We start from the raw sequence: 23,204 nt of genomic DNA, 5'->3' as shown, positions 1-23,204 counted from the left end.
ATGCCCATGAACGAAGAACATCGGAAAGCCGTATGAGGGAAAACCTCACGTACGGTTTGATGAGGAGGGGCTGGGTTTTGCCCAGCCTTTTACTCTAGACCCGTTAGCCCATATACTTGCGCCGAAGCCGCAAAGCGAAAATCAGGTATTCGTCCCAAGGTTCGAGTGATAAAATAGATTACGGCTCCGCCAAACGGGATATTCCCGCTCGGGCAGCGCCAAATGAACGGTCTAATCCTTAAATCATACACTGACTGTCATTGACGATACGGAGGAAACCCTCAATGAAAAACTCTGAGTGGTCGGGATCATACTTTCCCAATTTTGCGATGGAAGGCATTCAATCCCTATACTTCACTTCCAATCGGCCGCTCCATACGATTCATGAACATGTTCCCGTACTGCTGGCGGTAAGCAGCGGTGCGGGTTCGCTGCAACGGGAACAAGAAACTTATGAATTGTCGCAGGGCACGTCTGTTTTGCTTCCGCCAGGCGCCAAGGCGGTCGTGACGGCCGGGCCTGGACAGCCATTGCACATATATATGTTGACGATCAGCACGCAAGCGCAGGCACGCGCGACCCATGAGGGCTCCATGAGCCGGGTGAGCATGATTGGTTCAGCCAAAAACGTGGAGTATTTCATCGACGCACCGGCGATTGCGGCCCGATTGGAAGAACTGTTTATACATCGCTTGCCCGAAAGCGAGACCCGGCATATGCGCAATCAGATCGTATTTCACCAGGTCTTGCTAGCATTGCTGGAACGTATGGAAAGCGGGGATTCTTTTTCCGATCTGCCCTCGATGGAACGAAGCTTGGCCTATATGGAAGGCCATTTCAACGAAAAAATTACGACAGAGCTTTTGTCCGAGATGGCCGGGGTCAGCCGTTCGCATTACTCCATTTTGTTCAAGCAGATGACCGGATTCTCTCCGAACGAATATTTATCCAAGCTGCGCGTGCATCGGGCCAAAGAATTGATCATTGGCAGCACGTTATCCCTAAGGGACATTGCGTTAAAGGTAGGCTACAAGGACGAATTCTATCTCAGCCGCCGTTTCAAACACCAGACGGGAGAAAGTCCCTCATCCTATAGTCGATCCCGAAACGTTCAACGGGCTGCAGTATGGTTTGCGCCATATGCAAGCCACCTGTTTTTGCTTGGCGTGGAGCCATCCATCGTTATTTCGGAAAGCAGCGAATACGTAAGGGCAGATGGTCTGCTGACTCCGCAAACCGTGCGATTTATTCATATGGACACCCCTCCCGAGCAAATAAAAGCTGCTTTGCAGGAGGAAAACGTCGATTTGATCATTGCTGCAAAGCAACATCTGCGGGAGACCGGTTTGACTGCCGAGCAATTGAGATCGGTCGCCCCGATCATTGAGGTTCCATGGATGGGACTCGGGTGGAAAGAACATTTGCGTATGATTGCCCACGCGATTCGAAAGAGCGAAATAGCAGAGCGTTGGTTAGCCGATTTCGAACAACAAGAACGACGGGCAAGGGAGACGGTGCAGGAGCAGAAGGTGGTTGATGAAACCGTAACCATTGTCGTCATCAAACCGGAAAGGCTGCAAATTTACGGGGCAAGGAATGCAGGTTATGTCCTGTACCATTCGTTGGGATTGCAGCCTTCGGCAAAGATTGCCCAGGAAATAGAACATTTCGGGGATGAGTTTCATTCCGTTTCCATCGCACGATCCGAACTGAAGGAGTACGAAGGAAATTGGTTTCTGGTTATGGTGTTCCCGGATGAGAAGGGGGCTACCGCCCATGCCGAGCGGATTTTTGCCTCCGAGGAATGGCAAGGTCTGAGCGCGGTTAAACAGAATCGGGTGCATGTGTTGGATCAAGAGGAATGGATACCGTATAATCCCGTTTCTGTTCGTCTTCAGCTTGAACGGGCGCTCAAGCTTTGGGCGGGGAATCAATAATGCAAGTCATTTTGCAAACAAAAAGGCATGGTTAGCTTCATTCGCCATGCCTATAATTAGCTATGTTAATGAGAATGATTTTCATGTTCAAACAAAAAGGGGAGAGAGTCATCCATGAAAAAGAGTTTTGCGCCTGTATTACTTGCCTTGATGATGCTGCTTGCGGCATGCGGAAACAACGGCAGCGAGGATGCCCAAGCAGGCTCCGGCACAACGGAGGCGGCGGCAACTTCGTCCGCGTCCACCGATTCGGCCAAGTCGGGAGACACCTTTGTATACGAGTCCGAGAATGGACCTGTGGACGTTCCTACACATCCGCAGCGTGTAATCGTGCTGACGCGTTTTTTGACGGGAAATGTGATGCAGCTTGGCGTTCCGCTGGTGGGCGTGGACGAAATGTCCAAGGAAAACCCGAACTTCAAGGAAAAGCTGACTGATGCCGAAGCGGTGACGGACGAAAGCTTGGAGAAAATCATCGAACTGAATCCCGACCTGATCATCGGCCAGTCGGATATCAAAAACGTGGACAAGTTGAAACAAATCGCTCCCACCGTAACCTACACTTACGGCAAGCTGAATTTTCTGGAACAGCAGCTGGAAATCGGAAAACTGTTGAACAAGGAAACCGAAGCTCAAGCCTGGGTGGACGATTTTGATGCACGCAGCAAAAAAATCGGAGAAGAAATCAAGGCCAAAATCGGTGCGGATGCCACCGTATCCGTCATCGAAACCTTCAATAAACAGCTGTACGTGTACGGCGAGAACTTTGGACGGGGAACCGAGCTGCTGTACGGGCAGTTTGGTCTGGCAATGCCTGAAAAAGTGAAAGAAGCAACCAAAACGGACGGATTTTTCGCCGTATCGACCGAAGTGCTGAAGGACTACATGGGCGACTACGTGATTTTCAGTAAAAACACGGACGAAGACAACACTTTCCAGACCACGGAAACCTACAAAAACGTGCCGGCCGTGCAAAACAACCGGGTGTTTGAGGCCGATGCCAAAACGTTTTATTTCAACGATCCGCTCAGCCTGGAGTATCAGCTTGAATTCTTTGAAAAACAATTCCTGGGCAAGTAACTTGAACCGCCATGAAAAATAAACATGTTTCGAACCGCTTTTGGATCAAGCTGGCGGGCAGCGTGGTCGTGCTCGTTCTATCCTTTGTCCTCGCCATGAAGTATGGGGCGGAGCAGGCGGACTTTCGCAGCATATGGCTGGCATTCACCGCGGCGGAGCCAGATGATCAGGTCATGATTTTGCGCGAGATCAGGCTGCCGCGGGAAATCGCGGCCATGCTGATCGGGGCGGCGCTCGCCGTGTCCGGTGCGATCATGCAGGGAGTGACGCGGAATCCACTCGCCGATCCGGGGCTGCTCGGCCTGACGTCGGGGTCCAATCTGGCGCTGGCCATCGCTTTTGTTTTTGTGCCGTCGCTCGGAACCTTTGGCATTATGGCCGCATGTTTCGTCGGAGCCGCCTTTGGCGCGGCCATCGTAGTCTTGCTCGGAGCCTTTGGACGAGGCAGGCTGTCACCGCTCCGCGTCGTCCTGGCGGGAGCTGCCGTATCTTCATTTATGTATGCCATTGCGGATGGGGTGACCCTCTATTTCAAAATATCCAAAGACGTATCCATGTGGACTGCCGGCGGATTGATCGGTACGACGATGCAGCAGGTGCAGACGATCGGTCCGGTCATCCTGATCGGCCTGTTCCTGGTCCCTTTTCTGGCACATCAAATGAATGTTCTCAGTCTGAGCGACGATGTCGCCACCGGTTTGGGTCAGAAGCTTGTTTTCGTCAAATTGATGCTGTTCCTTTTGGTTATCATCCTCACCGGCGCTTCGGTGGCCCTGATTGGCAATATGGTTTTCGTAGGGCTCATGATTCCGCATATTGTACGCAAGGTGGTCGGCACGGATTATCGGCACATATTGCCGCTATCCATCTTTGCCGGAGCAGCGTTCATGCTGCTGGCCGAAACGTTGGGACGCACGATCAACGCGCCGTACGAAACACCGGTTGTTGCGATTGCCTCCATGCTGGGACTGCCGTTTTTTCTGTTTGTGGTGTGGCGTAAAGGAGGGAAAGCATTCTCATGATGATGTCTGCCCGCCTTCGCAAGCAGCGGCTGATCTTGCTCGCATGTTTGCTGCTGATTGCATTAACCATCGTCATCGGCATGAGCTGGGGGTATTCTTCTTTGTCAGTCAAACGGCTGCTTCCCGTCCTTGTAGGACAAGGAACATTCAAGGAAGATTTCATCCTGTTTTCCGTGCGCTTGCCTCGAATCTTGATTACCGTTCTGGCAGGCATGCTGCTTGCGCTCTCGGGGTCCATCCTGCAGAGCGTCACGCGCAACGACCTTGCCGACCCGGGCATTATCGGGATCAATTCGGGTGCCGGGATTGCCGTAGCGGTCTTTTTTCTGTATGCACCCCTTGAAGCAGGCTCATTGGCCTATATGCTGCCACTCGCTGCATTGCTGGGTTCGCTGGTTACCGCTGCACTGATCTATCTTTTTTCATACAGCCGTACGCGAGGACTCGATCCCATCCGCATGGTGTTGGTCGGCGTCGGGTTCTCGATGGCGCTCTCCGGTGTGATGATCGTAATCATTTCTGCGGCGGAGCGCACCAAAGTGGATTTTATCGCCAAATGGATCTCGGGCAGCATCTGGGGAACGGACTGGCCGTTTATATGGGCTTTGCTGCCTTGGCTGCTGGTGCTGCTTCCGATTGCGCTGCTTCGTGCAGGGAGGCTGGATTTGCTTGCTTTGAATGAAGAAACCGCAATCGGTTTGGGCGTGCGCATGGAAAAGGAAAGATTGGTGTTGGTGCTGGTCGCCGTAGCCGCTGCCGCCTCGGCGGTATCGGTTACGGGCGGCATCGCTTTTGTCGGCCTGATGGCTCCCCATATTGCCAAAGCGTTGGTTGGGCCGCGTAGTTCCTTATTTATTCCGGTCGCCGTTTTGCTCGGTGGATGGCTGCTGCTTGTCGCGGACACCATTGGGCGCAATCTCGTCGATCCCGACGGCATCGCGGCCGGCATTATGGTTTCCTTGATCGGCGTGCCTTACTTTGTCTATCTGTTGTTGAAAAAGTCCTGATCGGAGCAAAGCGCAATGGCAGGTACTAAGCGAAGACACCGTGGATGAACAGGACAGCAAAAGCTGGACAACCCAAAAAAAGATCGGTTTGGATCACGTCTGTGTGACCCGAAACCGATCTTTTTTTTGCTCACGGAGATTAGTTTACTTTCTCTCCAGTGAACACTTCCACGTTCATTGGCGCTGCCATGAAAGCAGCGGCTTGCTGCACGAAACCTTGGAAATGCGCGCTTGCGTTATGTGCTTGAGTAGCAGCTTCGTCTTTCCATTGCTCGACCATGATGTATTGGTGTTCTTGCTCGGTGTGTTTAACCAGCGTGTAGGAAATGTTGCCTTCCTCCTGGCGGGTTGCGGCAACCAGCTCCTTGGCGGCAGCGAGGAAAGCTTGCTCTTGATCGGGTTTAACGGACAGATGTGCGTGAATGATAATCATAATGACAACCTCCAACGTTTTTTTTGTGAAAAGCAGGGGACGATTATGCCCAAGTCGTAATGGTGTCCACAGGCAAGCGGTAAGAAGGATGCCCTTCTTTGGCCGATTTGCCCATCGAAATCAGCATGACCGGTTGGAAGCGGTCTTTGTCCAGGCCGAACGCTTCCGCGATCTGGTCCTTCTCATAACCGCCAATCGGATTGGTGTCGTATCCATGGGCGCGCGCTACGAGCATCAGCTGCATCGAAACGAGTCCAGAGTCAATCAGGTTCACGTCGCGCAGATCGGACGCAGCCATGTTCGCATAATATGGTTTCACTTTTTGCACCTGCATATCCGCGATGTCTTTCGGCATGTATCCGAGTTCCACCGCTTTGCCAAAGATTTCATCCATGTGCTCGATATTGTTGGCATCATAGAATACGGCGATGACCGCCGAGGACGTCAGCACTTGCGTCTGGTTGAAGCGAGCGAGCGGCGCCAGTTTTTCTTTGCCTTCCGCACTGTCGATGACAAGAAAACGCCAAGGCTGCAGATTGATGGATGAAGGTGCCCGGGAAGCTTCTGCCAAAATCTCCGTCATTTCCTCACGGCTGATTTTTACTTCGGGATCATACGCTTTGACGGAACGCCGTCCCAGCACAATTTCATTAAAATCGTTGGTTTTATGAAATTTGCCTGTCGTTGTGCTCATATTCGTTTCTCTCCTCTGTCTACGGTTTATAAATTGTTCTGCATGCGTTCAAGATACCCCGCCAGGTTATGGATCTCTTCCTCGCTGAAACCTTCAAGGATTTGGCGGATCAGGATATCCTTTTCCGCCTTATAGCCATCGATCCGGTGGCGCCCCTCATCGGTGAGGGAAACGAACGTTTCACGGTTATCGTCCGGATTTTTGCGCCGGCTGACCATGCCGTCCAGCTCCAGTTGTTTCAGATGGCGGGTAATGGCCGCCCCGTCGATATCGACGTTTTTTTGCAGCGCGGATTGATTGATCTCGTCGACCAAGTTCAACTGGCACAAAATTTCGAAGCGGGATGAGCTAATGCCCGTGCAGCGCTCGAACTTGGGACTGATCTTGTTGCCCAGCCCGTTCAGCAGCGTCAGAATCAGTTCTTCTTTGGAAACGATACGTGTCATGTCTGGACCTCCCGGGTAAATCTCATCCATGGACAAGGGCGTATGTTAACAAATTAATGGTAAAGTGCCACATACAGGGCCATTGCATAATGATGAACAGGGCCATCATCGTTGAGCGCTCAAAATTTGAGGCATCAATGATTGACGGCTCAATCAATATAGCATGGTTCATTTGTTTTTGCAACCATCCTCCAGATGAGACGAAATCAAAGGCCGATATGAAAAGGGACCTCCGCAGTTATTCTATCCGGAGTCTAGGACATTATTATTTCGTTTTTTCTTTATTGAGAAGGGTATGGGCCGGAGTATTTTGCAATGGGAGCGGTGATCCGCTATACTTCTGGTTATTGATTCATTCATAACCTATGTGGAGGTGCATTAAAATGGCAAAAGACGGAGCGGCATCGGTCAACCGCCGGAACGAAATTATTTCTGCAGCCATCGAGGTGTTTGCCGAAATCGGATATTACCGGGCCACGACCGCGCAGGTCGCCGAAAAGGCCAGAATCTCGCAGCCGTACGTTTTTCGTTTTTTCAAAACGAAGGAGGCATTGCTGCTCAGTGCGCTGGAAGTATCCTGGACGCGGATCATCGATTCTTTTCGTGCGGTGGTGGAGACGGCATCGGCAGAGGCGCTTGAACACGAACTGATCGAGGCATACGAACGAATTCTGGAAACGCATAAAAATGAAATCCTGCTCCAGATGCAGGCGCAGACGATGCGGGAGGAAGAGATACGGCATGCGATGCAAAAAGCATTAGGCGAGGTACGCAATATGGTGCTGAATGCTTTCACCCAGGCCGGATATGCAAACCCAAAATACAGAACGCTGACCTTTTTGGCGATCGGCATGCTGTGCAACATTTCTTCGGCGTTGGATATGCCTGAACTTAAGGAACGTTAAAGGGACGAAATGCCCTTTTCCGATTTAGTTATTGATCAATCACTAATTATGCGTTATGATATGGTCATCAGATAAGTAATTGATCAATAACACATCAGAAGGAAGGATGAAAGAAGATGAAAAAAGCGCTGGTTATCGGAGCTACGGGAGGAACGGGAGCAGCAATTACGGAGGAGCTGGTGAAACGAGGTGTAGAGACGATCGTGTTTGGCCGTTCGCAGCAAAAGTTGGAGCAGCTGGTCCATCGTTTGGGGAATCCGGCACATGTTCGCATCCAAACCGGTGATGCCTTCCGCAGCGAGGATATTGTGGCTGCTTCGGGCGGAGCCGATGTTATGTTCCATTGCGCCAATGTCCCTTATCACGAGATGGAAAGCAGGTTGATTCCGCTCGGCGAATCCGTCATGCGGGCAGCAGGGCAGCTTGGCATCAAGGTTGTTGTCATGGACGGCATCTATCCTTACGGGAAAAGTCAGATGGATGAGGTCACCGAAGAGCATCCCAAACGGCCGCATACGCGAAAAGGGAAAACCCGGCTGGCTTATGAGCAGATGTTATTCAGCTACTCATGGGCGAGGGAACGTCTCATGATTGTGCGCCTGCCCGATTATTATGGCCCGACCGCCAATGAAGCTTCTTACTTGGGTTCCACGCTGGATGCAATCGCGAAGGGGAGGATGGCATTTTTTATCGGAAACATGAGCATTCCCCGCGAATATGTATATTTGCCGGATGCGGCGGCGATGGTGGTGGAACTGGCGAGCAAGGAAGACACGTACGGTGAGAACTGGAACATTCCCGGATCGGGAACGATCTCAGGCAAAGACATCGTGCGCATTGCTCAGCAAGCGGCAGGCGTGAAAAAACCGGTGCTGGCATTGGGGAAAATCGGGTTGTCGCTGCTCGGGCTGGGTGTGCCGGTGATGAAAGAAATTGTAGAAATGCTCTATTTGACAACGGAACCTCTGCGATTAAGCCGAAAAAAATACGAAACAAGGATCGGACCGATCGTATCCACTGCCTTTGAAGAAGGGATTGCGGCAACGGTAAGAGAGATCAGAAGATCGTTGTAACTTTCTTAGTTATTGATCAATCACTAAATCCGTTTGAAGCGTTTAGGAAATAGTCATGATCTTTTGGTTATTCCAGTGCTTCTCAGGTTGGATGCAGACATAAAATCGCTCTTTCCGCCCTTTCGTTTCGATCAACAAGCATGATAGCTATTTTTAGGTTCAATGACAATTAACCTTCCATATACTTCAAATATGCCATTCGAGCTTCTATAATAACGCTAATCTATGGATGGGAAATGCAAAAGAACGGTTGATTACCGAATGAACATAACTTATATATAACTTGTTAAGTTATGTTTTTTCTTTGTTGCCATGCTTGTTTGGAAAGGGTGATTAATCATGAGCCTGGAAGCATTGAATGAACGCGTCAAAACTGACCTTGCCTATTTGGCATATCGAGGAAAGGATTGGCTGCAGCCCAAGCAGCACCCCAATGGGCATGTTTATGATGTCATCATTGTCGGCGGAGGACAAAGCGGTCTTGGGGCAGCGTTTGGGCTGTTGAAAGAAAGGATATCCAACATTCTGGTCATTGACGAAAACGAGGCTGGCAGCGAGGGGCCTTGGGAATCCTATGCCCGTATGGTCACTTTGCGTACGCCCAAACACCTGACGTCGATTGATCTCGGCATTCCATCCTTGACGTTTAGGGCCTGGTGGGAAGCCCAGGCTGGACGTGATGGTTGGGACGGCATGGACAAAATTCCGCGCGGTGCCTGGATGAATTATTTGCGCTGGTACCGGCAAGTGCTGAATCTTCCCGTCCTGAACGAAGTGAAGCTGAGGTTGATCGAACCGCTCCCGGACGGAATTCACCAGCTTCACGTGGAAGGTGCCGGCGCGGATGCCGAGGTGCTGCTTGCCCGAAAAGTCGTGTTGGCCACAGGCATTCAGGGCGGCGGGGGATGGCATGTGCCGCCAATGATTGCAGACAGTCTGCCGAAGGAACGGTATGCGCATACGTCCGAGGCGATCGATTTCGAACGGTTGCGCGGAAAACGGATTGCGATCCTTGGCGGGGGAGCATCCGCCTTCGACAATGCCGCCCATGCGCTTGCGGCAGGCGTGACCGAAGCTCATGTTTTCGTGCGCCGGGAGCAGCTGCCCCGCATCAACCCGATTCGGCAGATGGAGCAATCCGGCATGATCGAACGATTCCACGCATTGTCCGTCCCTGACAAGTATGCGGTGATCGCTCATTTTCTCCAATATAATCAGCCGCCGACGAACGATACATTCAACCGGGCTGCCGCGTGGCCGGGATTCGAACTGCATCTGGGGGCGCCTTGGTTAAGTGTGGCGGAGACTGGAAAAGAGGCTATCGTAACGACATCAAAGGGAACGCTTGCGTTCGATTTTCTGATCATCAGCACCGGATTGCTCAGCGATCCCGGATTACGTCCGGAGCTTCAGCTTGTGGAGCGTCATATTGCCCGTTGGGCGGACCGATACGACGCACCCGGAGGCATACGCAACGCCCTGCTCGACGCACATCCTTATCTAAGCCCAGGCTTCGCGATGACAAGCAGGGATGAAGAAGGGGAGGCGCTGCTGTACGGACTGTTTGTTTTCAATTATTCGGCACTTGCAAGCTGCGGTCTCTCTGCATCGGCAATATCAGGCACCCGCAGCGCCATTCCGAAGTTGGTGGCGGCGGTGGCCGACCAATTGTTTTTGGATGAGCGGGAGTCCATCCTGAAACGGTATTACGGTTATGAGGAGAAAGAGTTCACCGCGACCTGGGGAGAAAGCATCAACGTATGATGATAAAGGGAGCCATGCTCCGATATGCGAACCGCGCAGCATTCTAATGCTGTGCGGTTTGTTTTTTTTGGGGGAACGGATCCGGATTGCAGGGATTTTCCTGTGCTGGCCTGTTAGAAGACGTTTTTCTTTGGCGGGACGGTTACGTCGAAACTGTTTTTGTTGTAAAATGTCGAATGTAGGATGTTGAAGGCAGGTGTAAGGAAGTATGAAAGAGATGAGCTATGAACAATTCAGGGCTCACTTGAAAAAGGCATCACGTCAGCGAGATGTACCCATCATTAAAATCATTGCTTTTCAGGAAAAGTATATGAAGCTGGAAGAAGTGCAGTTTTTCGACGTAGAACAAAATTATATGAGTGTACAGGCTTGCAACACCCTGTGGATGAACCTGGAAAACAAATCGTTCCGCAATCTGGTGTCGCAAAAGCTCCAATTGTATAAGGATATGGAGAACCTTGGCCGGCAATCGTTTGAAAATTTGCTTCGGGAATTGTACGATACGGCGGTCCCGCTACTGATCGAGTATGACCCAAATGAGTATTATACGTCAGCACAGTTGGCCGACATTCTGAGCGTTGACGAAACCAAGCTGATTGAACAACTGGAGATGGGGCGCTTCAAGGGCGCATTCATCAACGAAGAAGGCCAATGGCTCAAACCCAAACCAAGACGTGAGAAGAACCGTTAGCGAAATCTCGCGGATGACGACGAAATGACGGAAGCGGATCCTGCAGCGTTGTGCTTTGCACAGCGTTTGCGGGATTTTTGCCGTTGAAGGGTTTTGAATGAAATAGGCCGCTTGAACGTGTAAAATAAGGATATTGTGTGTACAAATTCGTCAAACCGTGCAGGATGATGAATGTTTTTAAATTATTTTGAAAGAAAATGATTGTTTTTTGCGGATTATATGATACTATAGAAAGCAGTTGGAGGAATGGCTATGTTAACAGAAGAGAGACATGCTGCAATTATAGAGCGCTTACATCAACGGGGTATCGTAAAGCTTCAGGAGCTTGTTGAGGTGCTTGGCGCCTCGGAATCCACGATAAGACGAGACTTGATCGACTTGGAGAACCGACAGGTACTCAAACGGATCCATGGGGGAGCTTCATTGATGAACGAGAAAGCGCTGGAACCCGGCATGGAAGAAAAAACATCCAAAAACATTCAACAGAAAATGATGATTGCCCGTTTGGCGGCGCAAGAGATCAAAAATGGCGAATGCATTTATCTAGATGCGGGAACCACTACATTAGCGATCATTCCGTTCATTGAAGCCACAGACGTCACGGTAGTTACCAATGGTTTGTCTCATGTCGAAGCATTGGTGGGCAAACGGATCCGCAGCTATCTGCTTGGCGGCATGATGAAAATGCATACCAAAGCCGTCATTGGAAGCATCGCATTGCAAAATATGGACCATTTCCGATTTGACAAATGCTTCCTTGGGACCAACGGGGTGGATCCAGAAATGGGATACACAACGCCCGACCCGGAAGAAGCGATGGTCAAAAGACGTGCCCACCAATTGTCAGGCAAATCGTACGTGCTTGCGGATTCCAGCAAAATCGGAGAGATCACTTTTGCCAAATTGTTTGATTTGGAGGAAGCCGACCTCATTACCGAGCAGATGCCGGAGCATTGGCGGAACGCAATCGCGCAGAAAACTAAAATAATTGAGGGATAACCATGATATATACCGTAACGCTAAACCCTTCCATCGACTACATCGTGGAAGTGCACGATATCCAGCTTGGAGGACTGAATCGCATGAACCGGGATCTCAAGCTCCCGGGGGGCAAAGGCATTAACGTATCGCGCATTTTGAACCAGTTGGGCGCGGAGAATACGGCGATCGGATTCCTGGGCGGATTCACGGGACGTTTCATCAACGATAAACTCCGGGAAGACCGGATCCGGACCGATTTCGTGACCATTGCGGACGATACGCGGATCAACATCAAACTGAAGCACGGAGAAGAGACGGAAATCAACGGTTTGGGCCCGGCGATCACGACCGAAGAAGCCGATCGTTTGGTAAGCAAATTGTCCGCCCTTCATCAAGGAGACATCGTCATCCTCTCCGGCAGCATTCCGCCATCGCTCGGCAACGATTTTTACGAAAAACTCATTGCGGTATGCCGGCAAAAGGGTGCGGAGTTCGTGATCGACACGACCGGGCCGGCACTGATGGATGCGCTCAAGTATCAGCCTCTGCTGGTGAAGCCGAACCACCACGAGCTTGCCGAACTGTTCGGCGTCAACATCGAAACGCGTGAGGAACTGGTCGTTTATGGACGTAAATTGCTCGCAGCGGGTGCTCAGCATGTGTTGATCTCGATGGCCGGGGAAGGCGCTTTGCTGATTACCGAAACGGATGTTTTTCATGCCACAGTTCCGAAAGGGACGGTGAGAAACTCGGTAGGTGCAGGGGATTCCATGATCGGCGGATTCGTAGGTACATGGGTGCTGAACGGGAATTTGCAGGAAGCCTTTCGAACGGGCGTCGCTTCGGGAAGTGCAACCGCCTTCTCCGATGATCTGTCCGAACGTGCATATATTGAGGAACTGCGTAATCAGGTAGGCATAACGCAATTGCAGCCGTAACGACCTGGGTATGAAATGAAAAGTGAATGACGACCGGTCCGCAAGTGTCGGGCCGGAAGCGATTTAGGGGAGTGTAACCAATGAGAATAACAGACCTGATGATCCAGGAAGCGATGATCATGGACCTGCAAGCCACAACCAAGGATGAAGCCATTGACGAGCTGATCTCCAGCCTGAGCAGAACGGGACGCATCAACGATCCGGTACTGTTCAAAGACATGATCTACAAACGGGAAGCCGAATCCAGCACGGGCATCGGTAACGGAATCGCGATGCCGCATGCCAAAACAAGCGCGGTCAACGAACCTACCGTGGTGTTTGCCAAGAGTCGAAAAGGGCTGGATTTCGAAGCGCTGGATGACCAGCCAGCACATGTATTTTTTATGATTGCTGCGCCTGAAGGTGCCGGAAACACCCATTTGCGCACACTTGCGGCTCTTTCCAGGCTGTTGATTGATAACGATTTCATCGCTCAACTGATGAACACGGATTCCCCGGCTGAGGTCAGCGCGCTGTTTGACGCGAAGCAGGAGGAAGCCGAGAAGAAGGAAGCGGCGAAGCAAAAGGCAAAGGCCGATAAAGAGGCCAAAGCGGCAGCGGAGGCAGCTGTTCAGTCCAAGCCTGCCGGAATCATTGAGGGCAACCCGTCCTCGGAAGATTTCGTCGTTGCGGTTACCGCTTGCCCGACAGGCATTGCGCATACATTCATGGCGGAAGATGCGCTCAAGAAAAAAGCACAGGAAATGGGCATCAACATCCGGGTCGAAACCAACGGCTCCGAAGGCGCACAAAATGTGCTTACACCGGAAGAGATCGCACGGGCCAAAGGCGTCATCATCGCAGCAGACAAAAAGGTCGACATGGATCGTTTCGACGGCAAACCTCTGCTGCAGCGCCCGGTCAGCGACGGCATTCGTAAGACAGAAGAACTGATCAGCAAAGCGGTGAAGGGCGATGCCCCAATCTATCGCAGTCAAGGTGCAGGTAAGGCCGGTTCTGATGAAGGCGCTGCCGAGAAAATGAGCGTGGGCAGCAAAATTTACAAAGATTTGATGAACGGGATTTCGCACATGCTGCCATTCGTCGTCGGCGGGGGCATATTGCTGGCTTTGTCTTTCCTGATCGAACAGGTAGCAAGCCCGGATAATCCGCTCTTCCAATTACTGCAGACGATCGGCGGCGGAGAGGGTGCATTCCACTTCCTGATTCCTGTATTGGCCGGATTTATCGCAATGAGCATCGGCGATCGCCCGGCATTGATGCCAGGTATGGTCGGCGGTCTGATGGCGGTCAACTCCAATGCCGGTTTCCTTGGCGGGTTAGCTGCCGGTTTCCTGGCTGGTTACGTCGTTGTTGGTTTGCGCAAAGCTCTTAAAGGATTGCCGAAAGCAATCGATGGCTTGAAGCCGATCCTGCTGTATCCTGTGCTTGGACTCTTGATCGTAGGTGCAATCAGTTATTACATTTTTGATCCGATCTTCGGCTCCATCAACACATGGATGGTGGATGCCCTGCAAAACATGGGTACAGGAAATGCCGTACTGCTGGGCATCCTGCTGGGCGGCATGATGGCGATCGATATGGGCGGTCCGTTCAACAAAGCGGCATATACGTTTGCCATCGGCGTGTTCACATCAAGCGGCAATACGGATGGTGCCTGGATGGCAGCCGTTATGGCTGGCGGTATGGTTCCGCCGATTGCGATCGCGCTGTCCACGACATTCTTTAAATCGAAATACACGGACCAAGAGCGCAAATCCGGTTTGACCAACTATGTGCTGGGCTTGTCCTTCATTACCGAAGGTGCGATCCCGTTTGCGGCAGCAGATCCGCTGCGCGTCCTGACATCCTGCATTATCGGTTCCGCCTTAGCTGGCGGCTTGACGCAGCTTTGGAGCATTAACGTGCCTGCTCCGCACGGGGGTATCTTCGTAGCCGCACTGGCGAACCATGCACTGTTGTTCCTGCTTGCCGTAGCCATCGGCTCGGTCATCTCCGGCCTGATTTTGGGCGTATGGAAGAAAAGACCAACGGCAGTGAAATCATAAACGTTCGAAATGTTGTGCTGCACACTGCATTTCCGGACACTTCCACACTTTGTTTCCGCAACATTCAAAAAAGCATCGCCCGAGTGGGTCATCACTGGGGTGATGCTTTTTTGTATTGTCTTATTGTTCGGGAAGCTTGACCTATGATAAGCTGAGGGTATACCGATAAATGAAACATAGTTTTACCTGATGAAACATAATGAGCCGGGCTATATCAAACTAAAGGAGGACGCGAAATGAGTGATGAGATCAAAAGTCGTGTTCGCAAACAATTTGGCGAGAATGCGCACAAGTATGTAACCAGTGCAGGACACGCCAAAGGGCAGGATCTGGCCTGGTTGGTTGAGGCGGCGGGAGCAGAACCGGGAATGAACGCCTTGGACGTAGCCACTGGCGGAGGGCATGTAGCCAATGCGCTGGCTCCTCTCGTCAGCAGGGTGACGGCGCTGGACATGACGGAAGATATGCTGCAAGCAGCCGGGCAGTTCATCCGGGGCAACGGCCACTCCAACGTGGATTTTGTCCCAGGGGATGCGGAAAAGCTGCCTTTTCCGAATGAATCGTTCGATCTGGTGACATGCCGGATTGCCGCGCATCATTTCCCGCATGTTCGTGATTTCGTCGCGGAGGCCTACCGGGTAACTCGGACTGGAGGAAGATTGCTGCTTATTGATAATGTGGTTCCGGAATCGGGGGAAGCGGATCGCTTCTATAATGAAATCGAGTGCCGGCGGGACCCTGGCCATGTTCGGGCATGGCGCAAGACGGAGTGGATTTCGATGCTCGAATCCGCCGGGTTCCGTGTGGAGACGATGGAGGTTTTCCGGAAAAACTTCGTTTTCACCGAATGGTGCGAACGGATGGCGCTTCCCCGCGCTGAACAGATCAAGCTGGAAGAAACGATGCTGGCAGCACCGGATCATCTTCAACGGACGTTTCGGTTTCAAAGCCGGGAGGATGGTACATTGTTTGGGTTCGAAGGCGAGAGCATGGGCATTCGGGTTGTGAAGGAGCAAACTGAACTCCCCTAACGCTGAATAGGCAAGCCGGGTTGCGGTTGCCTCGGCTTGCCTATTCGATCGAAGCATTACAGGCCAAGCGGATGTCCGCCCTAAAGCACGAAACGGCCGGAAGACTACGGTTTAAGCACCACTTTGGTGCATTCGTCTTCGTGCTCGGAGAACATCCGGTAGGCTTCGCTTGCCTGATCCATCGGAACGCGGTGGGAAATGATTTCCGTCGGATCAAGCTCGCCGGCCGTAATTTTGCGAAACAATTCAGGCATGTAATGGATGACAGGAGCTTGTCCCATTCTCAAGTTGATGTTGCGTTCGAACAGGTTGCCGAGGGGGAACATGTTATACAATGAGCCGTATACGCCCGTAAGCTGCAGCGTGCCGAATTTCCGTACGGCCTTCATACCGATTTCAATGGCGCTCAGGGTACCTCCCTGGAGCTTGAGCTTTTGCCCGATCTGTTCCAGCACCGTTTTTTTGCCATCCATACCGACGCAATCGATGACAACGTCGGTACCCCCTTTCGTGATTTCACGAATATGTGCACCCATGTCCTCGAACTCTTCGAAGTTATATGTCTCCACATCGTTCATGCGTTTGGCTTTATCCAATCGATAGGCAAGACGGTCGACGGCAATGACGCGCCTCGCTCCCTTCATCCAGGCAAATTTCTGCGTCATGAGGCCAACCGGCCCGCTGCCGAGAACCGTGACGGTATCCCCGGGTTTGACGTCCGCATTTTCGACGCTCCAATAAGCGGTCGGCAGCACATCCGACAGAAACAGCAGCGCTTCGTCCTCCAATTCGCATGATTCGGGAATGACGAACGGCACAAAGTTTCCGTAAGGGACTCTTAACAGCTCGGCTTGTCCGCCTGGATAATTGCCGTAACGGTCCGTAAATCCGAAATAACCGCCGGTATGGATGTCGGGATTACGGTTGGAGTTGTCGCACTGGCTCTCCATGTCGTGGCTGCAGTAGAAGCATTGACCGCATGCGATGTTGAAAGGGAGGACCACGCGGTCCCCCTTTTTCACGCGCGTAACGTCAGGGCCTACTTCTTCGACGATGCCCATCGGTTCGTGTCCGATGACATAATCCTTCTGTGCAGGCAATGCACCCAGATAAATATGAAGATCGGAGCCGCAAATGGCCGTGGACGTAATTCGGACGATGATATCGTCCTTTTTTTCAATGGTCGGGTCCTGGACTTGCTTGACTTGCACGTCTTTGATGCCTTGAAACGTAACAGCTTTCACGATGCAGCCTCCTTTGTGTTCGGATTCTTTCTTTGTTTACCCAAAAAGATGCTGGCCGATCGACGACATTGCGGATGTTCAAACCACCGGCCATTTGATTTTGCGCAGCGAATGAAGCAGCTCGGGTGATGCATTGAGGTTGCTTTGCACCAGTTGGGTCGGAGTCAACGCCATCCATTGATTCAGCGAAATATCCTCGAAACGGTCGCTGCGGAAAATTTCCAGAAACCACAACGTATCATTTCCGGTATTCTCAATGTAATGCCCCATGGCCACGGGAACGTATCCGACATCTCCTGCCCGGTAATCAAACGTGCGGGCCGTTCCATTGCCGCCGAATACCGTCATTCTGCCTTGCCCCGTCAAATAGTATTGCCACTCATCCGCATTGGGATGCCAGTGCATCTCGCGCATGGCTCCAGGCTTAATCTCGACCAAGGCCGCAGCAACCGTCGCCGAGATGGGGAAATTGCGCGAATCCACGATTCTTACGCTTCCTCCCGGCGTAACGAGCGGCTCCTGCGCCAACAGCCGATGGGTGAATGTCAGCGGAACCGTCCCGTATGGCGACTGGACTGCCTGGCTTTCGATCGAACCCGGTACTTGGTCTGGATAGATATATACCTGGTCTTTCGGAAGGTGGGCGAAGGCATTCTCCGACACTCCGAAATTGCGGGACAATACTTCGGGCGGAGTGTGCGCGAACCAGTCGGAGATGGATAACGTATTCAGATCCGAGAACGTCCCGTCGTCAAACACCAGCAAAAATTCGCAGCCTTCTCCCAGGCCTTGTATGGAATGGGGAAGCCCTTTGGGGAAAAACCAAAGATCGCCGGGGCCTACATCCGCAATAAAGTTGCGACCGTCCTGATCGACAGAAGTGATCCTGGCGGTTCCCCAAATCATGTATGCCCATTCCGACTGCTGATGCCAGTGGAGCTCGCGCACGCCTCCGGGAATGAGGCTCATGTTCACGCCGGCCAGCGTGGTAGCTACGGGAAGATCCCGCACGGTAATCTCGCGCGACCAGCCGCCTTGATTAAGCTGCATATGGGTGTTCGAGAAAGACATCTTCAGATTGGGCAGCAGGCCGGAGTCGGTCGCCGGCGGCACGAGCATGTTCGGATTTTGCCGGTCGAGCATCACGTTGCGCGGTCCAAGGTCTGGTCCGCCAGCCCCGTCCTTACGGATCGGCTGAGGCACGTTCACGTTTTTGAGACGGGTATGATCCGAATTGGTCATTGTTTCTTGTCCTCCTTGCAGGGTTAGTGCTTATTTTGGATACGCCTAATTCTCGTTATTTACACCTATGATGGGGGGCCTGCTCAATATGTGGGACAATGACCGGATAAAACATTCTGGCGACGCTTTTTGGGAGAACGTGCCGTGACCCACCGCCCTTGGGTTTGTAAGTTTCGGGTTCTTTCTTTGATGGCTGGTTAAGGCTATTATGATAAAGAGGGATGTGGACGGTTTTTTTGCCTGAGATGTCCCTGAGAACTGGGATACGTTTGAAGGGAGAATCAGGAATGACGCTGCAGCAATTAAAATATGCGATCGAAGTGGCAACGCGCGGCTCGATGAACGAAGCGGCCAAGCGGCTGTTTATTTCGCAGCCCAGTTTGTCGAACGCGATTCGGGAATTGGAGCAGGAGCTCCGTATTACTATTTTTGAACGAACCAACAAGGGGATTACATTGTCCAAGGAAGGCGTCGAATTTCTTAGTTATGCCCGTCAGGTCGTCGAGCAGGCCGAACTGTTGGAGAATCGTTATCTGAATGCCAAGCCGTCTCCGCAGCATTTTTCCGTATCCACGCAGCACTATGCGTTCGCGGTCAATGCTTTCGTGAATTTGGTCCGGCAATACGGGCATGAGGAGTATGAGCTTGCCTTGCGCGAAACGAAAACGTACGAGATCATTCAGGACGTGCGCAGCATGCGCAGCGAGATCGGGATTTTGTACCTGAACGAGTTCAATGCCAAAGTCATCAACAAGCTGCTCAAAGACGCCGGGTTGGAGTTCAACAGCCTGTTTACGGCGAAACCGCATATATTTATCAGCATTCACAATCCGCTTGCCAAGCAAGCTTCCGTAACGATTGAGCAGCTTCGGGATTACCCGTACCTGTCTTTTGACCAGGGGGAGTACAATTCGTTTCATTTTTCCGAAGAAATATTAAGCACGCTCTCCCATCCCAAAAGCATACAGGTCAATGACCGGGCGACGTTGTTCAATCTGCTTATCGGGCTGAACGGGTATACGATCTCTACGGGCGTGCTAAGTTCGGATTTGAACGGCAACGAGATTATTCCGGTTCCGCTGGAGTGCGAGGAGTCGATCAATGTAGGCTGGATTCGCCATAAAAGCGCCTCCTTGTCCATTCTGGGCGAGGCATACGTCCATGCGCTGCATGAAGCGATCGGCTCCTGATTCGTTCCCGGTTGGAACGGTTTTTGTCATTTTGATGGAGCGGAGCATCCAGTGACTGTTATAATAGAAGTAATGTACTTATATTTAGCGGAATGAGGGAACGTCACACGTGCGAGTGTTATATCGGAATCGGAGCGAACAACATGACTTGGTGGTATACGATATCAAGAAACTTTACGGGGAGAAGGGGCAATTTCGGGTTTTGGAATTTTCAGGCGAGGCCGTTCAAGGAGCGATGGATCTGGAGCAGCCTGCCCGAATGGTGCTGGAGTACCCGCGAGCGATGGTTCATTTAATGGAATGGAACAATCCGGAATTCGAGACGGCGTTTATTATAGGGCATGGCATCGGCACATTGTCTGCCTATTTGGCAAACCGGCGGCTCAAGGTGGCTGAACTGGATGCCGAAGTGGTTGAAATCAGCAGGACGTTTTTTGGTTACGAGGCGAATGATGTCATTGTGGGCGATGGACGGGAACTGCTGGAACAGGAACCTTCGGGGATGTACGACGTAATCGTCGTTGATGCGTTTACGGCAGCAGGTACGCCTGCACAGTTCATGTCCAGCTCTTTTTTTCGTTTGGTGAAGGACAGATTGCGACCGAATGGCCTGTTATTGATGAACGTTTTTGGACGTTCGGGCAATGACAGACAAGTGAATGCCATCTATGCTACGCTTTCGGAACATTTTGACCGCACACGCCTGTTTGCTTTGCCGACGGAATCCGGCGATGAGATCCAGAATCGCATTCTGGCCGGAAGCGACTCCGCAATTCATTATCAGGCGCGGCAAATGGCCGGGTTCGTGGAGCAGCAGCCTGGTGAAGGGCATGTCATTCAAAATGAAGATCATTGGCTGTAAAACCTCCTATTGGATTTGGAATGGCCCGGCGGCAATGCCGGACATCATGGATGATAAATGTTTGCGAAATAGACATACCTTCTTAACAACTTTCGTGTAAAATATTACGATATGCCTTTCATGAAATTTCGGGGGAACGAACAATCATGATTTCACAGAATGCAGCATCCAGATTTCGGGGGAAGATCAGGAGGTTCAAAAAGATAAGTCTCACCGCATTGCTCGGTGGGCTCGTTACCATTTCGGTTCTGATGACGTTAACCATTATGTTTATATCGTCGTACACTTCCCAGAAACAATCTTTGATCAACACAACGTTATCCTTGAATTATTCGAATGCCGTGCAGATGAGCAATACATTGGATGCGCTATTCAAATCCATGCAGAACAATCTGGCCCATGATGCCAGGTATTTCGCCGATATCGACTACTCTGATTCGCCAAAGCTGAATTCCGCACTGGACCTGATCAAGAACAGCAGCAATTACTTCAACTCGATGACATTGGTGGATTCGGACGGGCTTGTCCTTAGCATATCGCCGTATTCGGCCGATTCGGTTGGTTACCATGTTTCGTCAGAGGCTGCAAAGACAGCGCTCCGATTACAGGAACCGTACATATCTGAAGCGTACAAGACGCCCCGGAAGAAACGCAGAATCGTATTTGTCAGCGAACCCGTCTTTGACGCGCATGGCAAATTCAAAGGAATGATCGGGGGCAACATCTATTTGCAGGATCAGAATATTCTGAATCTGTTGTTCGGAAGCCAGATGAAAACAAGTCAAGGATCTCATTTTTTCATCGTGGACTCGAAAGGCACGCTCATTTATCATCCCGACACAGCGAGAATCGGGGAGAACATTAGCCGCAATACGGTCGTTTCCAAGCTGCTGAACAACGAGAAGGGCAAGGCACAATACAGAAATCTGGCTGGCGTCGATTCTCTCGCAGGTTACTATAAGGTGCCCACAACGGATTGGGGAGTGGTCGTGGTATCTCCGACCCAGACCGTATATGACCAGTTGAATCATCAAATCGGGCTGCTTATCCTGTACACATCCGTTCCTTTTTTGCTGCTGACCCTGATCGTCATTCGTGTTGCGAGACAACTCGCTCGTCCATTCGTATCGCTGACCGATCTGGTGCAGCAGGTGGATCAAGGGAGAGTGGACTTGCCGATCATGAAGCCGCATTGGAACCGGGAAGCGGACTTGCTGAATCGTACGGTGCTGTCGGCATTGGCCAATTTCCGCAAGCAAAGGGAGCAGCTCACTTATGATGCAAGAACGGATGTTTTGACCGGAATGACCAACCGCAGAACGTTTGAAGAGGTCATCCAGAATTGGTTGGACGAAGGCATCCGCTTTTCGATCGTGGTGCTCGATATCGACCGTTTCAAATCCATTAACGACACGTATGGGCACCATGCAGGTGACGAAGTATTGAAGCATATCGCCAACCTGATCCGGTTATCGGTGCGCCCGGAGGATGTGAGTTCGCGATTCGGGGGCGAGGAATTCGTGGTATTGCTTCGTGATGCAGATACCAAAGAGGCCTATCAGATTGCGGAGAACATTCGCGTTTCGGTTGCAGGCAGCGTTATGCCCGTGGATCGGCAAGTGACGATTTCGGCAGGCATCGCCGAGCATCCCCTCCATTCTTCGTCCGCGAGTGAGCTGTTCCATCTCGCGGATACGGCCTTGTACAGGGCAAAGGAAGAGGGACGTAACCGTACCGTAACGATTAAGGCTTTGCGAAAATAGCGAAAAAAAGAAGCTGATCCCGGACGAACGGGGTCGGCTTCTTTCTGTGAAGATCGGCCTGCACGTCCTGCTGTTTGGTCTGAACCTCGTTGGTGACTAGGCGTTGTTGGTGAGTTAGACCTTGGATGAAAAGAGTTTTATAATAGACTGAATGAAGGAAAACGATGGATCAAGTCTGCAAGAGCTATTACATAAGGTATCTTAACGGACGATTATGCAAGCGGATAAGGGGGGGATTAGCGTGGTATGGGTTGACAAACTATTGCCGTTTACGGAACACAATCTGCCGATGCTGGAGGATTGGTTTAAAGATGCAGAGGTTCAGCAGCGATTGGAGGGAATGCTTCCGTTAGGTGAATGGTACGAGCATGTGGAACGGCATCCCGGTTATCACGTGCGGTTCGCGTATGCGGAGAGAGAAGTCGTGGGCATAATTATGCTCGAGCAGGATGAGCAAAATACGGGCAGCATTGCTATCGTCGTCAAACCATCCGTCAGGAACCAGGGATATGGCAGGGCAATGCTTGAAAAAGCAATGCAGCTCCCCGAGCTCAGGACGATTCATAAGTGGTATGCGGGGATCGAAGCTGACAACGTCGCTTGTTTGAAATGTTTTCAGACTGCCGGTTTTGTATTGGAAAACGAAGCTCCCGATGAAGACGGGTATTACTCTTTATGGTATTGCTCCGATATTCAAGCATAGAGCGACAATGAAGAGCAGCAACTAAAAATGATAAATATAATTAATTTTATGTGGAGGGATTACTTATGAAGTGCAATAAATATAACAGGGTACAAATCGAAGAAGGGAGCGTATCACTGACCCTATAAACTACGCTGCCTCATGTTTGGA

Annotated in this window: 22 protein-coding genes; 17 read left to right on the top strand and 5 right to left on the bottom strand. The window is 51.4% G+C overall.

Annotation, left to right across the window (positions count from 1 at the left end; genetic code table 11):
- Nucleotides 1-284 precede the first annotated feature (284 nt).
- The 4 genes from L6H98_RS21205 (at nt 285) to L6H98_RS21190 (ending at nt 5,046) form a co-directional block, all read left to right on the top strand.
- A complete protein-coding gene (locus L6H98_RS21205) occupies nt 285-1,937 on the top strand; it encodes a helix-turn-helix domain-containing protein (protein WP_236418458.1) in 1,653 nt (550 codons plus the stop codon).
- A gap of 114 nt (nt 1,938-2,051) precedes the next feature.
- Complete coding sequence (locus L6H98_RS21200; RefSeq protein ID WP_236418456.1) at nt 2,052-3,017, top strand: iron-hydroxamate ABC transporter substrate-binding protein; 966 nt, start codon at nt 2,052-2,054, stop codon at nt 3,015-3,017.
- Between the two features lie 11 nt (nt 3,018-3,028).
- On the top strand, nt 3,029-4,039 hold the full coding sequence (locus L6H98_RS21195) for an iron ABC transporter permease (protein ID WP_236418454.1): 1,011 nt from the start codon (nt 3,029-3,031) through the stop codon (nt 4,037-4,039).
- Entirely contained in the window at nt 4,036-5,046 is a 1,011-nt protein-coding gene (locus tag L6H98_RS21190) for an iron ABC transporter permease (protein ID WP_236418445.1), read from the top strand. Before L6H98_RS21195 ends, L6H98_RS21190 begins: the two co-directional genes overlap by 4 nt.
- A gap of 139 nt (nt 5,047-5,185) precedes the next feature.
- Here the strand turns inward: L6H98_RS21190 and L6H98_RS21185 are convergent, their stop codons facing one another.
- From L6H98_RS21185 to L6H98_RS21175, 3 genes are read right to left on the bottom strand one after another with little or no spacing between them, the layout of a single operon-like run.
- Nucleotides 5,186-5,479 carry a putative quinol monooxygenase gene (locus tag L6H98_RS21185; RefSeq protein WP_236418443.1) on the bottom strand — a complete coding sequence of 98 codons (294 nt, stop codon included), beginning with the start codon at nt 5,477-5,479 and terminating at the stop codon, nt 5,186-5,188.
- A gap of 43 nt (nt 5,480-5,522) precedes the next feature.
- The gene (locus L6H98_RS21180; protein ID WP_236418441.1) at nt 5,523-6,173 is read right to left on the bottom strand and encodes a nitroreductase family protein; all 651 of its coding nucleotides are present in this window, start codon (nt 6,171-6,173) and stop codon (nt 5,523-5,525) included.
- 26 nt (nt 6,174-6,199) lie between these two features.
- Nucleotides 6,200-6,619 (bottom strand): MarR family transcriptional regulator, encoded by a 420-nt coding sequence (locus L6H98_RS21175; protein ID WP_236418431.1) that lies wholly within the window; start codon nt 6,617-6,619, stop codon nt 6,200-6,202.
- A gap of 383 nt (nt 6,620-7,002) precedes the next feature.
- Between L6H98_RS21175 and L6H98_RS21170 the strand changes: the two genes are divergently transcribed.
- From L6H98_RS21170 to L6H98_RS21135, 8 genes are all read left to right on the top strand, one after another.
- The gene (locus L6H98_RS21170; RefSeq protein WP_236418430.1) at nt 7,003-7,524 is read left to right on the top strand and encodes a TetR/AcrR family transcriptional regulator; all 522 of its coding nucleotides are present in this window, start codon (nt 7,003-7,005) and stop codon (nt 7,522-7,524) included.
- Nucleotides 7,525-7,640: 116 nt separating this feature from the next.
- The gene (locus tag L6H98_RS21165) at nt 7,641-8,597 is read left to right on the top strand and encodes an SDR family NAD(P)-dependent oxidoreductase (protein WP_236418428.1); all 957 of its coding nucleotides are present in this window, start codon (nt 7,641-7,643) and stop codon (nt 8,595-8,597) included.
- Nucleotides 8,598-8,936: 339 nt separating this feature from the next.
- The gene (locus L6H98_RS21160) at nt 8,937-10,361 is read left to right on the top strand and encodes an NAD(P)/FAD-dependent oxidoreductase (RefSeq protein ID WP_236418418.1); all 1,425 of its coding nucleotides are present in this window, start codon (nt 8,937-8,939) and stop codon (nt 10,359-10,361) included.
- Nucleotides 10,362-10,578: 217 nt separating this feature from the next.
- Complete coding sequence (locus L6H98_RS21155) at nt 10,579-11,052, top strand: hypothetical protein (RefSeq protein ID WP_236418416.1); 474 nt, start codon at nt 10,579-10,581, stop codon at nt 11,050-11,052.
- Nucleotides 11,053-11,304: 252 nt separating this feature from the next.
- On the top strand, nt 11,305-12,051 hold the full coding sequence (locus L6H98_RS21150; protein WP_236418414.1) for a DeoR/GlpR family DNA-binding transcription regulator: 747 nt from the start codon (nt 11,305-11,307) through the stop codon (nt 12,049-12,051).
- Nucleotides 12,052-12,053: 2 nt separating this feature from the next.
- On the top strand, nt 12,054-12,971 hold the full coding sequence (gene pfkB / locus L6H98_RS21145) for a 1-phosphofructokinase (protein WP_236418404.1): 918 nt from the start codon (nt 12,054-12,056) through the stop codon (nt 12,969-12,971).
- An 80-nt stretch (nt 12,972-13,051) separates the two neighbouring features.
- On the top strand, nt 13,052-15,019 hold the full coding sequence (locus tag L6H98_RS21140; RefSeq protein WP_236418402.1) for a PTS fructose transporter subunit IIABC: 1,968 nt from the start codon (nt 13,052-13,054) through the stop codon (nt 15,017-15,019).
- Nucleotides 15,020-15,255: 236 nt separating this feature from the next.
- The gene (locus L6H98_RS21135) at nt 15,256-16,050 is read left to right on the top strand and encodes a methyltransferase domain-containing protein (RefSeq protein ID WP_236418401.1); all 795 of its coding nucleotides are present in this window, start codon (nt 15,256-15,258) and stop codon (nt 16,048-16,050) included.
- A 104-nt stretch (nt 16,051-16,154) separates the two neighbouring features.
- Here the strand turns inward: L6H98_RS21135 and L6H98_RS21130 are convergent, their stop codons facing one another.
- Together L6H98_RS21130 and L6H98_RS21125 are read right to left on the bottom strand one after the other, a co-directional pair.
- Nucleotides 16,155-17,294 carry a zinc-dependent alcohol dehydrogenase gene (locus tag L6H98_RS21130; protein ID WP_236418398.1) on the bottom strand — a complete coding sequence of 380 codons (1,140 nt, stop codon included), beginning with the start codon at nt 17,292-17,294 and terminating at the stop codon, nt 16,155-16,157.
- 78 nt (nt 17,295-17,372) lie between these two features.
- Entirely contained in the window at nt 17,373-18,536 is a 1,164-nt protein-coding gene (locus tag L6H98_RS21125) for an oxalate decarboxylase family bicupin (RefSeq protein ID WP_236418396.1), read from the bottom strand.
- Nucleotides 18,537-18,823: 287 nt separating this feature from the next.
- Between L6H98_RS21125 and L6H98_RS21120 the strand changes: the two genes are divergently transcribed.
- The 5 genes from L6H98_RS21120 (at nt 18,824) to L6H98_RS31425 (ending at nt 23,182) form a co-directional block, all read left to right on the top strand.
- Nucleotides 18,824-19,726: a LysR family transcriptional regulator gene (locus tag L6H98_RS21120; RefSeq protein WP_236418387.1), complete on the top strand. Its 903-nt coding sequence runs from the start codon at nt 18,824-18,826 to the stop codon at nt 19,724-19,726.
- 202 nt (nt 19,727-19,928) lie between these two features.
- A complete protein-coding gene (locus tag L6H98_RS21115; RefSeq protein ID WP_356723835.1) occupies nt 19,929-20,588 on the top strand; it encodes a fused MFS/spermidine synthase in 660 nt (219 codons plus the stop codon).
- Between the two features lie 146 nt (nt 20,589-20,734).
- Nucleotides 20,735-22,351, top strand: a complete 1,617-nt coding sequence (locus tag L6H98_RS21110; RefSeq protein ID WP_236418375.1) for a sensor domain-containing diguanylate cyclase — start codon at nt 20,735-20,737, stop codon at nt 22,349-22,351.
- Nucleotides 22,352-22,592: 241 nt separating this feature from the next.
- Entirely contained in the window at nt 22,593-23,054 is a 462-nt protein-coding gene (locus L6H98_RS21105; RefSeq protein WP_236418366.1) for a GNAT family N-acetyltransferase, read from the top strand.
- A 65-nt stretch (nt 23,055-23,119) separates the two neighbouring features.
- Nucleotides 23,120-23,182: a tetracycline resistance efflux system leader peptide gene (locus L6H98_RS31425; protein WP_356723851.1), complete on the top strand. Its 63-nt coding sequence runs from the start codon at nt 23,120-23,122 to the stop codon at nt 23,180-23,182.
- Nucleotides 23,183-23,204 lie beyond the last annotated feature (22 nt).

The sequence above is a fragment of the Paenibacillus sp. JJ-223 genome (assembly GCF_927798175.1).
GTDB lineage: Bacteria > Bacillota > Bacilli > Paenibacillales > Paenibacillaceae > Paenibacillus > Paenibacillus hubeiensis.
Note: the sequence above shows the minus strand (reverse complement) of the source record. Positions and strands in the feature narration are given on the sequence as shown.

What these genes read in the sequence shown, in the direction of transcription:
- L6H98_RS21205 (WP_236418458.1), top strand. Translation starts at nt 285, where the DNA reads ATGAAAAACTCTGAGTGGTCGGGATCATACTTTCCCAATTTTGCGATG.
- L6H98_RS21200 (WP_236418456.1), top strand. Translation starts at nt 2,052, where the DNA reads ATGAAAAAGAGTTTTGCGCCTGTATTACTTGCCTTGATGATGCTGCTT.
- L6H98_RS21195 (WP_236418454.1), top strand. Translation starts at nt 3,029, where the DNA reads ATGAAAAATAAACATGTTTCGAACCGCTTTTGGATCAAGCTGGCGGGC.
- L6H98_RS21190 (WP_236418445.1), top strand. Translation starts at nt 4,036, where the DNA reads ATGATGATGTCTGCCCGCCTTCGCAAGCAGCGGCTGATCTTGCTCGCA.
- L6H98_RS21185 (WP_236418443.1), bottom strand. Translation starts at nt 5,479, where the DNA reads ATGATTATCATTCACGCACATCTGTCCGTTAAACCCGATCAAGAGCAA.
- L6H98_RS21180 (WP_236418441.1), bottom strand. Translation starts at nt 6,173, where the DNA reads ATGAGCACAACGACAGGCAAATTTCATAAAACCAACGATTTTAATGAA.
- L6H98_RS21175 (WP_236418431.1), bottom strand. Translation starts at nt 6,619, where the DNA reads ATGACACGTATCGTTTCCAAAGAAGAACTGATTCTGACGCTGCTGAAC.
- L6H98_RS21170 (WP_236418430.1), top strand. Translation starts at nt 7,003, where the DNA reads ATGGCAAAAGACGGAGCGGCATCGGTCAACCGCCGGAACGAAATTATT.
- L6H98_RS21165 (WP_236418428.1), top strand. Translation starts at nt 7,641, where the DNA reads ATGAAAAAAGCGCTGGTTATCGGAGCTACGGGAGGAACGGGAGCAGCA.
- L6H98_RS21160 (WP_236418418.1), top strand. Translation starts at nt 8,937, where the DNA reads ATGAGCCTGGAAGCATTGAATGAACGCGTCAAAACTGACCTTGCCTAT.
- L6H98_RS21155 (WP_236418416.1), top strand. Translation starts at nt 10,579, where the DNA reads ATGAGCTATGAACAATTCAGGGCTCACTTGAAAAAGGCATCACGTCAG.
- L6H98_RS21150 (WP_236418414.1), top strand. Translation starts at nt 11,305, where the DNA reads ATGTTAACAGAAGAGAGACATGCTGCAATTATAGAGCGCTTACATCAA.
- pfkB (WP_236418404.1), top strand. Translation starts at nt 12,054, where the DNA reads ATGATATATACCGTAACGCTAAACCCTTCCATCGACTACATCGTGGAA.
- L6H98_RS21140 (WP_236418402.1), top strand. Translation starts at nt 13,052, where the DNA reads ATGAGAATAACAGACCTGATGATCCAGGAAGCGATGATCATGGACCTG.
- L6H98_RS21135 (WP_236418401.1), top strand. Translation starts at nt 15,256, where the DNA reads ATGAGTGATGAGATCAAAAGTCGTGTTCGCAAACAATTTGGCGAGAAT.
- L6H98_RS21125 (WP_236418396.1), bottom strand. Translation starts at nt 18,536, where the DNA reads ATGACCAATTCGGATCATACCCGTCTCAAAAACGTGAACGTGCCTCAG.
- L6H98_RS21120 (WP_236418387.1), top strand. Translation starts at nt 18,824, where the DNA reads ATGACGCTGCAGCAATTAAAATATGCGATCGAAGTGGCAACGCGCGGC.
- L6H98_RS21110 (WP_236418375.1), top strand. Translation starts at nt 20,735, where the DNA reads ATGATTTCACAGAATGCAGCATCCAGATTTCGGGGGAAGATCAGGAGG.